General features: G+C 72.2%; 12 protein-coding genes. 6 read left to right on the forward strand and 6 right to left on the reverse strand.

The window, feature by feature from the left end; genetic code table 11:
* On the reverse strand, nt 1–346 hold a 346-nt coding region (locus Cco03nite_RS22435; protein WP_275412070.1), incomplete at its 3' end, for a sigma factor.
* Between the two features lie 151 nt (nt 347–497).
* On the opposite strand from Cco03nite_RS22435, the gene Cco03nite_RS22440 reads away from it, so the two are divergent.
* Together Cco03nite_RS22440 and Cco03nite_RS22445 are read left to right on the forward strand one after the other, a co-directional pair.
* Nucleotides 498–2,144 carry an FAD-binding dehydrogenase gene (locus Cco03nite_RS22440; RefSeq protein ID WP_203694149.1) on the forward strand — a complete coding sequence of 549 codons (1,647 nt, stop codon included), beginning with the start codon at nt 498–500 and terminating at the stop codon, nt 2,142–2,144.
* 131 nt (nt 2,145–2,275) lie between these two features.
* Complete coding sequence (locus Cco03nite_RS22445) at nt 2,276–3,718, forward strand: carboxylesterase/lipase family protein (RefSeq protein ID WP_203694150.1); 1,443 nt, start codon at nt 2,276–2,278, stop codon at nt 3,716–3,718.
* 122 nt (nt 3,719–3,840) lie between these two features.
* Here the strand turns inward: Cco03nite_RS22445 and Cco03nite_RS22450 are convergent, their stop codons facing one another.
* Both Cco03nite_RS22450 and Cco03nite_RS22455 read right to left on the reverse strand, forming a co-directional pair.
* Nucleotides 3,841–4,554: a helical backbone metal receptor gene (locus tag Cco03nite_RS22450; protein WP_203694151.1), complete on the reverse strand. Its 714-nt coding sequence runs from the start codon at nt 4,552–4,554 to the stop codon at nt 3,841–3,843.
* A gap of 10 nt (nt 4,555–4,564) precedes the next feature.
* Complete coding sequence (locus Cco03nite_RS22455; protein WP_203694152.1) at nt 4,565–7,573, reverse strand: putative bifunctional diguanylate cyclase/phosphodiesterase; 3,009 nt, start codon at nt 7,571–7,573, stop codon at nt 4,565–4,567.
* Nucleotides 7,574–7,901: 328 nt separating this feature from the next.
* Between Cco03nite_RS22455 and Cco03nite_RS22460 the strand changes: the two genes are divergently transcribed.
* Both Cco03nite_RS22460 and Cco03nite_RS22465 read left to right on the forward strand, forming a co-directional pair.
* Nucleotides 7,902–8,954 (forward strand): coiled-coil domain-containing protein, encoded by a 1,053-nt coding sequence (locus tag Cco03nite_RS22460; RefSeq protein WP_239167571.1) that lies wholly within the window; start codon nt 7,902–7,904, stop codon nt 8,952–8,954.
* Nucleotides 8,955–9,064: 110 nt separating this feature from the next.
* Nucleotides 9,065–9,268, forward strand: coding sequence for a hypothetical protein (locus tag Cco03nite_RS22465; protein WP_203694153.1), 204 nt, complete (start codon nt 9,065–9,067; stop codon nt 9,266–9,268).
* 8 nt (nt 9,269–9,276) lie between these two features.
* On the opposite strand, the gene Cco03nite_RS22470 is transcribed toward Cco03nite_RS22465, so the two are convergent.
* Nucleotides 9,277–9,759 (reverse strand): MaoC family dehydratase, encoded by a 483-nt coding sequence (locus tag Cco03nite_RS22470; protein ID WP_239167572.1) that lies wholly within the window; start codon nt 9,757–9,759, stop codon nt 9,277–9,279.
* A gap of 186 nt (nt 9,760–9,945) precedes the next feature.
* Between Cco03nite_RS22470 and Cco03nite_RS22475 the strand changes: the two genes are divergently transcribed.
* Together Cco03nite_RS22475 and Cco03nite_RS42480 are read left to right on the forward strand one after the other, a co-directional pair.
* Nucleotides 9,946–10,722, forward strand: a complete 777-nt coding sequence (locus Cco03nite_RS22475; protein WP_203694154.1) for a helix-hairpin-helix domain-containing protein — start codon at nt 9,946–9,948, stop codon at nt 10,720–10,722.
* A 2-nt stretch (nt 10,723–10,724) separates the two neighbouring features.
* A complete protein-coding gene (locus Cco03nite_RS42480) occupies nt 10,725–11,756 on the forward strand; it encodes an OmpA family protein (protein WP_239167573.1) in 1,032 nt (343 codons plus the stop codon).
* A 58-nt stretch (nt 11,757–11,814) separates the two neighbouring features.
* Here Cco03nite_RS42480 and Cco03nite_RS22485 read toward each other — a convergent pair whose 3' ends face one another.
* Nucleotides 11,815–13,482: a PQQ-dependent sugar dehydrogenase gene (locus tag Cco03nite_RS22485; protein WP_203694155.1), complete on the reverse strand. Its 1,668-nt coding sequence runs from the start codon at nt 13,480–13,482 to the stop codon at nt 11,815–11,817.
* Nucleotides 13,483–13,607: 125 nt separating this feature from the next.
* Nucleotides 13,608–14,093 (reverse strand): COG4315 family predicted lipoprotein, encoded by a 486-nt coding sequence (locus tag Cco03nite_RS22490; protein ID WP_203694156.1) that lies wholly within the window; start codon nt 14,091–14,093, stop codon nt 13,608–13,610.
* Nucleotides 14,094–14,106: the final 13 nt, after the last annotated feature.

The following is a 14,106-nucleotide window of genomic DNA, read 5'->3' on the forward strand; positions in this document are numbered from 1 at the left end:
CCACGGTCCGCTGCCGCGGGGTCAGCGTGGCCAGGGCCTGCCCGAGGGCGACGCGCTCCACGACCCGGCCCGGCTCGTCGGGACCGGCCCGCTCGGGCACCTCCGCGACCGGCCGCGCGGGCCGCCTGCGCCACCACGAGATCTGCTCGTTGATCATGGTGCGCCGGATGTACGCCTCCGGCTGCCCGTAATCCATGATCTGCCGCCACCGGGTCGCCGCCTTGGCCAGCGCGGACTGCACGAGATCCTCGGCCGCGTGGTGCTCACCCGTCAGCAGGAACGCCGTGCGCGAGAGCGCCCCGCCGCGCTCGACGACGAACTCGTGGAACCCGTCGTACCTGTCCATCCGCCACCTCCGCCCCCAATACGCGGCGACGTGGCCGGGGGTTGGAGGTCATCATCCGGCAGTGCGGCGCGCCCCGGTGCCGAGCGAGGCGAAAGAGTTTCGCGTTCGCTATGCTGCCGGTCACATCGCCGTGAATGCAGGGAGTGGCAGCGTGGACGCAGACGTCATCGTGGTCGGAGCCGGGCTGGCCGGGCTCGTCGCCACCGCCGAACTGGCCGACGCCGGCAAGCGCGTCATCCTGCTCGACCAGGAGCCGGAGGCTTCGCTGGGCGGGCAGGCGTTCTGGTCGTTCGGCGGGCTGTTCCTGGTCGACACGCCCGAGCAGCGGCGCATGGGCATCAAGGACTCCCGGGAGCTGGCCCTGCAGGACTGGCTGGGCAGCGCCGGGTTCGACCGCGAGTGCGACGCGTGGCCGCGGCGCTGGGCCGAGGCCTACGTCGACTTCGCCGCCGGGGAGAAGCGGTCCTGGCTGCACGCGCAGGGCTTGCGCCTGTTCCCCGTGGTCGGCTGGGCCGAGCGGGGCGGTTACCTCGCCGACGGGCACGGCAACTCGGTGCCGCGGTTCCACATCACCTGGGGCACCGGGCCGGGCGTGCTGGCGCCGTTCGTCCGCCGGGTCCGCGCCGCGGTGGACAAGGGCCTGGTCACGCTCGCGTTCCGGCACCGGGTCGACGGGCTGACGATGACCGCCGGGGCGGTGGACGGCGTACGCGGCGCGGTGCTGGAGCCCAGCGCGGCCGCTCGCGGCGAGGCGAGTTCGCGTACCGAGGTGGGGGAATTCTCCTACCGCGCGCAGGCGGTGGTCGTGACCTCCGGCGGCATCGGCGGCAACCACGACCTGGTCCGGCGCAACTGGCCGCAGCGGCTGGGCACCCCGCCGCAGCGGCTGCTGTCCGGCGTGCCCGCGCACGTCGACGGGCGGATGCTCGGCATCACCGAGGACGCGGGCGGCAACCTGATCAACCGCGACCGGATGTGGCACTACACCGAGGGCATCGAGAACTGGGCCCCGATCTGGGACAGGCACGGCATCCGGATCCTGCCCGGCCCGTCGTCGTTGTGGCTGGACGCGACCGGCAAGCGGCTGCCCGTGCCGCTGTTCCCCGGCTTCGACACGCTCGGCACGCTGGAGCACATCATGGGCACCGGGCACGAGTACACCTGGTTCGTGCTCACCCAGAAGATCATCGAGAAGGAGTTCGCGCTGTCGGGCTCCGAGCAGAACCCCGACCTGACCGGCAAGAGCGTGCGGCAGGTGCTCAAGCGGGCGCTGCCCGGCGCGCCCGGCCCGGTCGAGGCGTTCAAGCGCAACGGGGCCGACTTCGTCGTCGCGGACACCCTGGACGAGCTGGTCGCGGGCATGAACAAGGTGACCGGCGAGGGCCTGCTCGACCTCGCCGAGGTACGCCGGCAGATCGAGGCGCGCGACCGCGAGCTGACCAACACCTTCACCAAGGACCTCCAGATCACCGCGATCCGCGGGGCACGCAACTACCGCGGGGACAAGCTGATCCGGGTGGCGACGCCGCACCGGCTGCTGGACCCGAAGGCGGGGCCGCTGATCGCGGTCCGGCTCAACATCCTCACCCGCAAGACCCTGGGCGGGCTGGAGACCGACCTGGCCGGCCGGGTGCTGCGGGCCGACGGCACGCCCCTGCCCGGGGTGTACGCGGCCGGCGAGGTGTCCGGGTTCGGCGGCGGCGGCGTGCACGGGTACCGCTCGCTGGAGGGCACTTTCCTCGGCGGCTGCATCTTCTCCGGCCGCCAGGCGGGCCGCGCCGCCGCCGCGGCCGTGTGACCGGGCCGTGGCCGACCACACCCGGCCACGGCCCCCTGCTCCCGCACCATGGAGCGTTAAGAAGGGCACCTTCTTCTACGCAAAGCGTTAAGAAGGTGCCCTTGCTTTCTTTCGGGCGGGAGAATGCGGGGGTGACGGAGACTGCGGTGGGGGTCGTGGTCGCGACCCGGAGCGGGCGGGTGCGGGGGCGGGTCGACGACGGGGTCGCGGTGTTCCTGGGGATTCCGTACGCGGCGGCGCCGTTCGGGGAGCACCGGTTCCAGGCCCCCGCGCCGGTGACGGCGTGGACGGGGGTGCGCGACGCGCTGGCGTACGGGCCGACCGCGCCGAAGGCGCCGTTCCCGCCGCCGATGGACCGGCTGCTGGCCGACCCGTCCATCCCCGGTGACGAGTGCCTGAACCTGAACGTGTGGGCCCCGGCGGGCGCGGCCGGCCGTCCGGTCATGGTGTGGATCCACGGCGGCTCCCTGCGCAACGGGTCGAGCTGCCTGCCCGCGTACTCCGGGCACCACTTCGCCCGGGACGGCGTGGTGCTCGTGTCGATCAACTACCGGCTCGGCATCGAGGGCTTCGGCGTGTTCCCCGACGCCCCGGCCAACCTCGGCCTCCGTGACCAGATCGCGGCGCTGACCTGGGTACGCGACAACATCGCGGCGTTCGGCGGCGACCCGGGCAACGTGACCGTGTTCGGCGAGTCGGCCGGCTCGATCTCCATCGGAGCGCTGCTGACCAGCCCGTACGCGCAGGGCCTGTTCCACCGGGCGGTGCTGCAGAGCGGGGCCCCGGCCGCGCAGCCGCCCGAGGCCGCGGGCCGGTCCACCCGGCTCATCGCGAAGCGGCTGAAGGTCCCGGCGACCGCCGAGGCGTTCGCGAAGGTCGACCGGGCCCGGCTGCTCGCCGCGCAGGTCTCGATCACCCGGGGCGGGCCGCCGATCGGCAACGGCAACGGCTTCACCCTGACCGTCGACGGCGACGTGCTGCCCCGCGACCCGATGGTCGCCCTGCACGGCGGCGCGGCCGCCGACATCCCGGTGCTGCTGGGCTACAACGCCGAGGAGTACCGGCTGTGGTTCGTGCCGACCGGCCTGGTGGACCGGATCAACCGCCTCACGCTGCGCCTGGCCCTGGCCAAGTTCCGGGTGCGGGCGCGCACCGCACGCGCCTACCGGGCGGCCCGGCCCGAAGCCACCCCCGGCGAGCTGCTCGGCGTCATCGCCACCGACCGGCTGCTCCGCCGGCCGCTCAACCTGCTGGCCGACGCCCGGCTGCCGGGCGCCACCTGGCTGTACGAGTTCGCCTGGCCGTCGCCCGTGGAGCGCCTGGGCGCATGCCACGCCCTGGAGATCGGCTTCGTCTTCGACACCCTCGGCACCCCCGACGGCCTACCCCTGTCCGGCCCCAACCCACCGCAGGAACTGGCCGACACCATGCACCGCGCCTGGATCGCCTTCGCCACCACCGGCGACCCCGGCTGGCCCCGCTGGACCCCCTCCCGCCCCGTCATGCGCTTCGACGCCCCCACCTCCCTCCTAGTCCACGCCCCCAACGACGACGAACTCCACTCCTGGACCTGACCCCCCCAAGATCGTGACGATCTTGCGTGGGTCGTGGGGATGACACGCCCCGATCAGGCATATCCCCAACAGTTCGCGCAAGATCGTCGCGATCTTGGGGGCGGCTGGTGGGCCGGTGGGTGTCAGGTGGTGGTGAGTTGGGTGGTGAGGAGGGTGGGGGCTTCGGTGAGGGAGGGGCCGTACCAGGTGAGGTGGCGGCCGGAGATGAGGGCGCAGGGGGTACCGGGGAAGGCTTCGGGGCCGTCGTCGCGGGTGAAGGCGTAGGGCTCGTCGGGCAGCACGATCAGGTCGGCGGCCTGTGCGTGCAGATCGGCGAGGGACGGGCGGGGGTAGCGCTCGGGGTCGTCGGCGTACACGTTGGCCACGCCGAGGCGGTGGAGCACGTCACCGGCGAAGGTGCCGCCGCCGAGCACGATCCACGGACGTCGCCACACCGGGACCACGGCGCGGCGGGGCGTCGCCGAGGCCGGCAGAGCCGCCCAGGCGGCGCGGGCCGTGGTCAGCCAGTCCGGCTCGCCTGGCGCACCGAGTGCGGTGAGCATGCGGCCCAGCTCGTCGAGGGCCTCGTCGACGGTGCGCGGGTAGGTGACGTACAGCTCGACGCCCGCGGCGCGGAGCGCGTCGGCGTCCTGCGCACGGTTCTCCTCGACGTTGACCAGCACCACGTCCGGGCGCAGCGCCAGCACGCGGTCGAGGTCGGGATACTTGCTGCCGCCCACTCGCGCCACGTCGAGCCCGGCCGGGTGGGTGCACCAGTCGGTGGCGCCCACCAGTGCCCCGGGCAGCGTCGCCGCGACGGCCTCGGTCAGCGACGGCACCAGGGAGACGATCCGCATCCGCCCGACCCTAGTGCGCGGCGGGATGTTCGAGGTCTTCGACCAGCCAGGGGAAGGTCTCGCCGCCGGGCAGGGGCTTGCTGAACAGGTAGCCCTGGCCGTAGGGGCAGCCGATGTCGGCGAGGATGTCGCGCTGCTCCTGCGTCTCGATGCCCTCGGCGATGACCTCCAGGCCGAGCGTGTTGGCCAGCTGCACGATGCCCTCGACCAGCGCCCGCTGCTGGGCCGAGACGGCGATCTCGCCGACGAAGGACTTGTCCAGTTTCACCACGTCCAGTGACATCTGCCGCAGGTAGCTCAGCGACGAGTAGCCGGTGCCGAAGTCGTCGATGGCCACCCGTACGCCCGCTTCGCGCAGCTCGGCCAGGTCGGCCCAGACCTCCTCGTCCTCGTGCAGCAGCAGCGTCTCGACGATCTCCAGCATCATCCGGTGCGCGGGCAGGCCCGCCTCGTCCAGCTCGCGCAGCAGGTCGGCGACCACGCCGGGGGTGCGGAACTGGCGGGCCGAGATGTTGATGCTGACGTACGGGCTCAGCCCGGCCCGGGTGGGCCAGCGGGCGGCCGTGGCCAGCGCCTGGCGCACCACCTGGGTGCCGATCGGCACGATCAGCCCGGACTCCTCGGCCAGCCCGATGAACTCGCCGGGCGCCAGGGTGCCCCGGCTGGGATGTTCCCAGCGCACCAGCGCCTCGAAGCCGACCGTGCCGCCGCCGGTCAGCCCGACGACCGGCTGGAAGCGCAGGCTGAACTCCTCCTCGGCGACGGCCCGGTCCAGGTCGGCCTTCAGCTGGAGCCGTTCGACCAGCGCCTCGTGCAGGGCCGGCTGGTAGCGCCGCCACTGCCCCTTGCCCTCGCCCTTGGCCGAGTACAGCGCCAGATCCGCGTGGCGCAACAGCTCGTCACCGTCGTGGGCGTGTTTGGTGGTGGCCACGCCGACGCTGGCCCCGGCGGGCACCCGCTGGTCGCCCACCGGCACGGGCACCGACAGCACCCGCACCACCCGTTCGGCCACCGCCTCGATCGCCCCGGTGCCGGTGGAGTCCTCGATCAGCGCCGCGAACTCGTCGCCGCCCAGGCGGGCGGCGGTGTCGTGCGGGCGCAGCACGCCCTTGAGCCGTTCGGCGACCGCGGTCAGCAGCTCGTCCCCGACCGGGTGGCCCATGGTGTCGTTGACGTCCTTGAAGTCGTCGAGGTCGATGAAGAGCACGCCGGCGATGGACCCGTTGCGGCGGGCCCGGTCCACCGCGAGCGTCACCCGGTCGATGAACAGGGCGCGGTTGGCCAGCCCGGTCAGCGAGTCGTGGAACGCCCGGTGGGTCAGCTCCCGCTCCAGCCGCCGGCGCTGCGTCACGTCCCGCAGGGTGATCACCAGCCCGGCGACGGCGGGGTCCTCGCGCAGGTCCCGGCTGGAGACCTCGACCTGCAGCCGCCGGTCCCCGAAGCCCCAGACGGTCCAGTCGGTGGTCTCGCCGCGCCGCTCCTGGCGGGCCCGGGTGAGGAAGCCCGCGCTGCGCTCGCGCTCCTCCGGCACGACGAGGTCGAGCAGGTGGTTGCCTTCGAGGGCCTCGCGGCCGAACATCGCCGCCGCGGACGGGCTGCAGTAGCGGATCTCGTCGTCACCGCCCACGATCATGATCACGTCGGCGGTGTTGTGCACCAGCGCCCGGAAGTACGCCTCGCTGTCGCGCCGGTTGACCTCGTCGTTCAGCATGATCCGGGACAGCGCCAGCGCCGCCTGCAGGGCGAGCACCTCCATCGTGCCCTGCAGCGTCTGCAGCACGTCCTCCTCGGCCGCGATCAGCAGCGTGCCGATGCTGTGCCCGCCCGAGGTGCCGTCGGCCGGCGCGAGCGGGCAGCTCAGCACGGTGTCGAAGCCCGCCAGCTCGTCGGCGTGCTCCGGGGGCAGCTCGCCGGTGCGGCACAGCACCGCCGGCCGGGGGCCGTCGCGCGGCGGCTCCCCGACCGGGGCCTGCTCGTTCTCCTCGACCGCCAGGATCACCCGGTGCTCGGCGTGGCTGGGCATCAGGTTGGTGGCGGTGTCGCGTACGACGTCGGAGACCTGGGCGATGTCGGTGGCCGCCACCATGCTCACCCCCGCCTCGCGCAGCAGCCGCTCGCGGGCCAGCGCCTGCCGGTGGATGCGCATGGCGTCCAGCAGCCGGATCAGCACCAGGACGAACATGGCGATGCAGAGCAGCGCGATGCCCTCGGCGTTGCGCACCGGGCCGCGCAGCGCCTGGAAGAGCAGCACCATCGGCGGGATGAACGAGGACAGGCCCAGCACCACCACCCGGCGGCCGCTGAGCTCGGCGGTCGGCGCGGGCCGGGGTTCGGTCAGCCAGACCATCGAGGGCAGCAGCGCGGCCAGGCCCCAGCCCCAGTAGAGCAGCATCCAGCCGATGTCGAGCGAGCCGCCGATGTGCCAGAACCCGTCGAGCCGGGCGAACAGGTGCAGGTTGTCGCTGACGAACATGCCGAGGCCGCCCACCGCCAGCAGTGCCACCGGCGCGCTCCAGCGCGCGACCAGGACGATCCGCACCACCATGGCCAGCAGCAGCAGGTCGGCCAGCGGGTAGGCGACGGCGGCGACCTGGTCCAGCGCCGTCAATCCGGGCGTACGGAAGCGCGGCTCGATGATGAACATCCAGGCGAGCAGCCCCAGGCCCAGGATCAGGGTCACCGCGTCGAGCACGCCGGCCCGGTCGCGCATCGCCCAGCCGGATCGGGCCAGGCCCATCAGGCCCATGCTCATCACGACGAACATGACCAGGTAGATCAGGTCGATGATGAGGGGCACGTCGTACGGCGCCATGTAGTTGCTGTTGAGCACCGCGGAGAAGAAGTCCCCGACGGCGAACAGCACCAGCGCCCCGGAGAGCAGGTACCAGGGGCGGGGCCGGCGGGGCCGGTTGCGGCGCACGCCGTAGGCGATCGCGGCCGCACCGCTCAGCCCGAGCGCGGCCCACAATCCCACCTGCCACGGCCTGATGACGTAATAAAGCACGCCAAGCAGCACCATCCAGGCTGTGAAGAGCACTGAAACGGCGCGAGACGACACAATTCCCTCCGAATAACACTATTACGCGGCTGGTTCCCTGACGGGGCAACGCGAAAACCAACGATTCGGGCAAAGCGGCGCACGATCGTCGATCGTTTTGAGCGCCCCCGGCGCGACCGGGTACTCTGACCGCCTGCCCCCACGGCACCGAGGCTGTCTCACATAAAGATCTGCCGAAGCCACCGTCGCGCATCCCCGACGACGGCACGGCCGCCCGGCCCGCTGCTCCCCCAGCAGCGCCGCGGCACGCCGGTCCGTCCGCGCGGCAACGACGGAAGGAAGCACCTCCGTGACCCCCACCGCGCCCCGCCCCCGACAACGACGACGCCGCGCCGCCCACCTCACGCTGCTGCTGGCCGCCGTGTTCCTGGTGGTGAGCGGGCTGTCGCCGGCGGCGCCCGCGTTCGCGGAGCCCAACGAGGGCAGCTCCAAGTCGCTCAAGCAGCTGCGCGAGAACCTGGAGGTCGCGGCCAAGGGCTACCTGGAGGCGCAGGCGGCGCTGGAGGCGGCCGAGGCCTCGCAGAAGGCGCTGAACGCCGAACTGCTCACGGCCGAGGCCGACCTGGAGCGGCTGCGCGTGTTCGTCGGCCAGTACGCGTCGGAGGCCTACAAGACCGGCCGGCTCGGCATGGTCAGCCTCATGGTCAACGGCACCGACCCGGGCTCCCTGCTGGCCAAGGCCAACGCCATGGACCGGATGACCCAGCGCGACGAGGCCCGCATGCGCGACTTCCGGACGCGCAAGCAGGAGGTCACCGCGAAGAAGGCCGCGATCGACATCCAGCTGAAGCTGCAGCAGGAATCGGTCAAGGAGATGGAGAAGCGCAAGAAGGCCGCCGACCAGGCCCTGCGCGCGGTCGACGGGCGCAGCTCCAGCGGCTACATCAACCCCAACTCCCCGCTGGCCAAGCCCGCCCCGCGCAACTCCGACGGATCCTGGCCCACCGAGGGCTGCACGATCAAGGACCCGACCACCAGCGGCTGCATCACCCCGCGCACCCTGTGGGCGATGAACCAGGCCAAGGCCAACGGCTTCAAGCGCTACGTCTCCTGCCACCGCTCCGGCGGCGGCGGCGAGCACCCCAAGGGCCGGGCCTGCGACTTCGCCTCGGCCACCGGCGGCTTCACCAACTACTCCGCCAGCGGCGGCGACCGCACCTATGGCAACAACCTGGCCTCGTTCTTCATCAAGAACGCCAGCCGGCTCGGCGTCATGTACGTGATCTGGTACTGCAAGATCTGGATCAACGGAGCCTGGAAGACCTACGACTCGGCCGGTTCCAACTGCGGTGACAACCCCGCCGGGGACCATACGAACCACGTACACCTCTCCATGCTCTGACCGACCGCGACAAGGGGCGCCTTCCGACAGGAAGGCGCCCCTTGTCGTATGTCCGGCGGCTTGTCGCAGATCGGTGGCGTAGCGGGCCCGCGAGCGGGCACAGTGATGGCATGACGAACGTCGGAGATCCGCCGCAGTACTTCTGGTGCATCAAGCACAACCGGGTCGAGAGCGGCGACGGCAAGTGCGCGGCCAAGTTCCTGCTCGGGCCGTACCCCTCCCCCGCCGACGCCGAGCAGGCGCTGGCCAAGGTCAAGGAGCGCAACGAGGAGTGGGAGGAGGAGGACGCCCGCTGGCAGGGCGACCCCTCCTGAGGCGCTGATCAGCGCGGGACGGCCGCCGCCTCGCGGAGCAGGATGGTCAGGTCGGCGGTGGCCGCGCGCTGCCGCCGGCCGGCGTGCTCCAGTTCGAAGGTCAGCCGCACCACGACCTCGGCGAAGCCCTTCGGCCGGGTGCGCGTGGACAGCAGGTCGGCCCCCATCCGCACCTGCGCGCCCACCGGCACCGGGGCCCGCAGCCGCAGGTTGTCCAGCCCCTGGTTGACGGTCATGTCCACGCCCTCGACCCGCCAGATCTCGGCCAGCAGGGTCGGCGTCAGCGACATGGTGAGGAAGCCGTGCGCGATGGTGCCGCCGTACGGCCCGGCCGCGGCCCGCTCCGGGTCGGTGTGGATCCACTGGTCGTCCCAGGTCGCCTCGGCGAACAGGTCGACCTGGCGCTGAGTGATCTCGTGCCAGGCGCTGTGTCCCAGGAAGCTGCCGACCACGTCGGCTAGGTCGCGCACATGCGTCACGGTCTCCGGCACGCTCGCGATCCTATGCGGACATCCGGCCTTTTGTGACCGGTGCAGGAGGCACAACCGGCCGATGCGCTGAGTCGGATGTCCACCGCGTGTGCGAAGCTGCCTCGAGCTCGTCGGCTCGCGTCAGCGTGACGAGCAGCAATCCTGCCGACAGCGCGTTTCCCTCGCGCGTTCTTTTTGGAGGTCTTCGTGGCCTGGTTCATCGGCCAGTCGCTCCTCATGATCCTGACAGCGTTCCTGCTCGGCCTGCTGGTGGGCTGGCTGCTGTTCAGCAGGCGCGGCAAGTCCACCCCGGCGGAGCAGCCGGCCGCGGCCGCCGCGCCGGCCACCCCGGTCGCCGCGGCCCCCGTGGCCGTCGAAGCCAAGGCGGAGAAGGCCGCGGACAAGGCCAAGCCCGCCAAGAAGTCGTCGAAGAAGGCCGTGCCCGCCCCGGCCGCGCCCGCCGACGACGAGATCGAGGTGCAGCAGCGGCCCGTGTCGCTGGTCGCCCCGATCGCCAAGCCGGAACCGGCAGCAGAGCCGGAGCCGGTCGCCGCCGCGGAGCCGGTCGCGGAGCCGGTCACCGAGCCCACGCCGGAGCCGGTGGCCGTGGCCGCCGACGAGCCCGACGACGCCGTGGAGGCCGCGGTCGAGGCCGCCCAGGACAAGGCCTTCAAGGTCGAGGCGTCGACGCTCACCCCGATCGAGAACATGCTGGTCGCCGCGGGTGACAACCTGCAGCGCATCGAGGGCATCGGGCCCAAGATGGAGGCCGCGCTGACGGCCGCCGGCATGGGCACGTACGCCGCGGTCGCCGCCGCCGACAACGCCGCCCTGCGCAAGGCCATCGAGGACGGCGGGCTCAGCTTCGCGCCGGCCCTGCTCACCTGGGCGCAGCAGGCCCAGCTGCTCGCCGACGGGGACGAGGAGGGGCTGGCCGACCTGCAGCGCCGCCTCGTCGCCGGCCGCGACACGGGACGGGAATGAGCATGGCGGACAACGCTCGCAGGTTCCACCCGGTGGTCGGGCTGGCGGTCGCGGTGCTCGGCCTGGCCGGCATCGTCACCGCGCAGCACCTGCCCATCCGGGAGACCGTCCAGGACGATCTCACGACCCGCTCCGAGCAGGCGCTGGCCGCTGCGGGACTGTCCGCGGTGGAGGTCGACTTCATCGGGCGCGACGGCACGCTGAAGGCCGCCTCGGCCGCCGAGGCCGACCAGGCGCTGGCGATCGTGCGCAGGCTGGAGGGCGTACGCGTCGCCGTGGCCGAGGTGCCCGAGGTGGCCGCACCGGCTCCGTCACCCTCCCCGACCGCCACGGCGACCCCGCCGACGGTGCTGCTCACGCTGTCCGGCGGGCGGGCCGCACTGACCGGCACGGTGCCCACCGAGGCCGCCCGCAAGCGGCTCGTCGAGGCGGCGACCTTCGTGGCCGGCACCGGCCCGGTGGACGACCAGCTGAAGATCGACCCGAGCGTGACCGACGCCGGGCTCGACGGCCTGGCGAACGTGGTCTCCGCATACGGCCAGGGCGCCAAGGACGTGTCGGTGGAGCTGCGCGGCGGCAACCTGTCGCTGGCGGGCACGCTGGCCTCGCAGGCGGCCAAGGACGCCGTGGCCACCGCCGCGGCCCAGTCGGGCTCGGTCGTGGTCGACCGCACCGAGGTGGCGAAGGTCCAGCAGGAGCTGGTCAAGCTGCCCGCGGTGACCTTCCTCGACAACAGCACCACGCTCACCGCGGCGGGCCGGGCCGCGCTCGGCCAGGCGGCCCGCATCCTGACCGCCAACCCGCAGGTCAAGGTGCGGATCGAGGGCCACACCGACAGCAACGGCACGGCCGCGGACAACCTGGCGCTGAGCCGGGCCCGCGCCAAGACGGTGCTGGACTACCTGGTCAAGCAGGGTGTCGCGGCCGACCGGCTGACCGCCCAGGGTTACGGCGAGAGCCGCCCCGCCCGCCCCAACACCAGCGAGGCGAACCAGGCGGTCAACCGCCGCGTGGAGTTCATCGTCCTGCCCTGATGCATGAAAGAAAGGGCGCCTGCACCACGCCGAGCGTGGTGCAGGCGCCCTTTCTTTCTCATTCCGCGCTGGTGTAGCGGAGTCGGTAGACCTTGGCGGCGGGGGTGTCGGGGGACGTGGTGTCGGAGTCGGGGTACAGGGCGGTGAAGTAGAGGCCGTCGGGGCCGGCGGCCAGGCCGACGACGCTGGCCTTGCCGGTGCCGTTGTACTCCAGCAGCGTCTTCGGCTTGCCGACCTTGTTGCCGTCGAAGGTGAACTCGACGATGCGCTTGCCGTTGTCCTGCGGGCCGCTGGCGAAGGTCGGGCCGCTCTCCGCCACGAACATGTGCCCGTACTTGCTCTTCGGGAAGCCCGATCCGTGGTGCACGTCCGGATCGACGAAGGCGATCGAGGTCGGCGCGGTCGAGGGCGACCAGATGTAGAGCTTCGGCTTGAGCATGCTGTCGCGGGTGCCGTCCCAGCCGTAGTCGACGCCCTTGTCCACCCGGGACAGCCGGTCGATCGCGGTGCCGTTCTCGACCTGGTAGTAGCTGCCGTCGGCGCGCCACGCCCCGCCGAACGGGTTGCGGAAGCCCGAGGCGTACACGTAGTCGCGGGCGGTGATGCCGTCCTCGGCGTCGTAGAACGGGTTGTCGGCCGGCGCGCTGCCGTCCAGGTTCACCCGCAGGATCTTGCCCCGGAACGAGTTCAGGTCCTTGGCCGTGTACGCCAGCATGGCGTCGCCCATGTGCACGTAGAGCTTGCCGTCCGGGCCGATGGTCAGCTGCGAGATCTGGTGCGCGGCCGACTGCGGCTCGTTCGGCATGTCCAGCAGCGTCGTCTGCTTCGCCGCCGTCAGCCCGCCGTCCTTGCTGGAGAAGCGCACCACCTTCGGGTAGTGCACGCCACCGCGCTCGTAGAGCACCGAGGCGAGCACGTCGCCGCTGGCCGGGTCGACGACGATGCCGGTGACGCCCTTCTCCCCGGTGCCCGGGAAGGTGCCGCGCGGGTCGAAGTTGAGCAGGTTCTTCGCGTAGACGCCGGTGCTCAGGTCGCCCCTGACCACCTTGATCTGGCCGTACAGCTCGGTCACGTAGAACATGGGCTGCGCCGGGTCGCCGGTGTGCCCGGGGGCCATGGCGAGGTGCACGGGCAGCTGGAAGCCGCCGGCCACCTCCTCGACGCGGTAGCCGTCCTGGCGTACGTGCCAGGTGCCGGCCCCGGCCAGCGGGGCGCGCTGCGGCAGGGTGCGGAACGCGCGGTAGCCCCAGGGACTCCAGCGCTTCGCCTTGTCCTTGGTGTCGTCCCGGTAGCGGACCCGCAGGTCGTACTCGCGGTCGGGGGCCAGGTCGCGGCGGGCGGCGAAGGAGTTCTCGAACTCGCCGTCGCCGAGATGGGCGTGGACCAGCTGCGGGCCGTCCACGCAGGGCGAGTGCCAGACCCGCTCGGCGGGCTCGACGGACCAGAGCTCCCACTCGGTGCAGACGTGCTTGACCTTCTTGCCGTCCTTGCGGGTCGGCATCGGCGCGCTCTCCATGTGCACGTCGGCACCGCTGACCAGGTGCCCGTCGGCCCGTGGCTCGGTGACGGCGGGCGCGCCGGGCAGGGCCGCCCCGAGCGTGCGCACCGGCCGGGCGGGCTGCGCGGGAGCCCCGCTGCTGTACGCCTGCCGGAAGGAGAGGTACCCGATGCCGCCCAGCACGACGGCCACCACGGTCGCGGTTATCAGAAAACGTCTGTTCTTCATCTCTTCCCCACATCGCAGACAAGTCGGCGAATCCGGGCAAGACTACCGGCGCGACGCCGGGCGGCAGGTGTTACACGCCCGGGGTCGCGCCGGTTGGCAGCGGGTTCACAGCGACGGGCAGGCCGTCACCACTGGTACATGTCGCCGTTCTCGTCGAGCATGAACCAGGCCCCGTCCATGCCCTGCCCGTTGGCGTCGCCCGGCTTGTCGGTGCCGAACCGGTAGAGCGGCAGGTCACGGTAGGTCGTCTGCAGGGTCCCGTCGGGCCGGACGTGGGTGGACAGCAGGAAGCCGTCGACGCCGTCCCCGTTGACCGCGTCGCCGACCATCGGCGGCCAGGTCACCGCGCACTTGTCCAGGCACGCGCTCCTGCCCTTGGCGTCGCGGAGGAAGACGTAGAGGGTGCGGCCCTCCTGATCGACCAGAGCCTTGCGGCCGCCCACGTTGGCGATCCGCACCGCGGCCCGGGCGGCCGACGGCGAGGCGGCCACCGGCGAGGCGGCCGGACCGGCGGCCTTCGTATCCACGGGCGGGGCGGTGCTCTCGGCGCAGGCCCCGAGGGCTCCTGCGGTGATCACGGCGGCGAGCAGAGCGAACCGGCGTAGAAACATTGGTGCCACCCCG

Origin of the sequence: Catellatospora coxensis, assembly GCF_016862635.1 — a bacterium.
GTDB lineage: Bacteria > Actinomycetota > Actinomycetes > Mycobacteriales > Micromonosporaceae > Catellatospora > Catellatospora coxensis.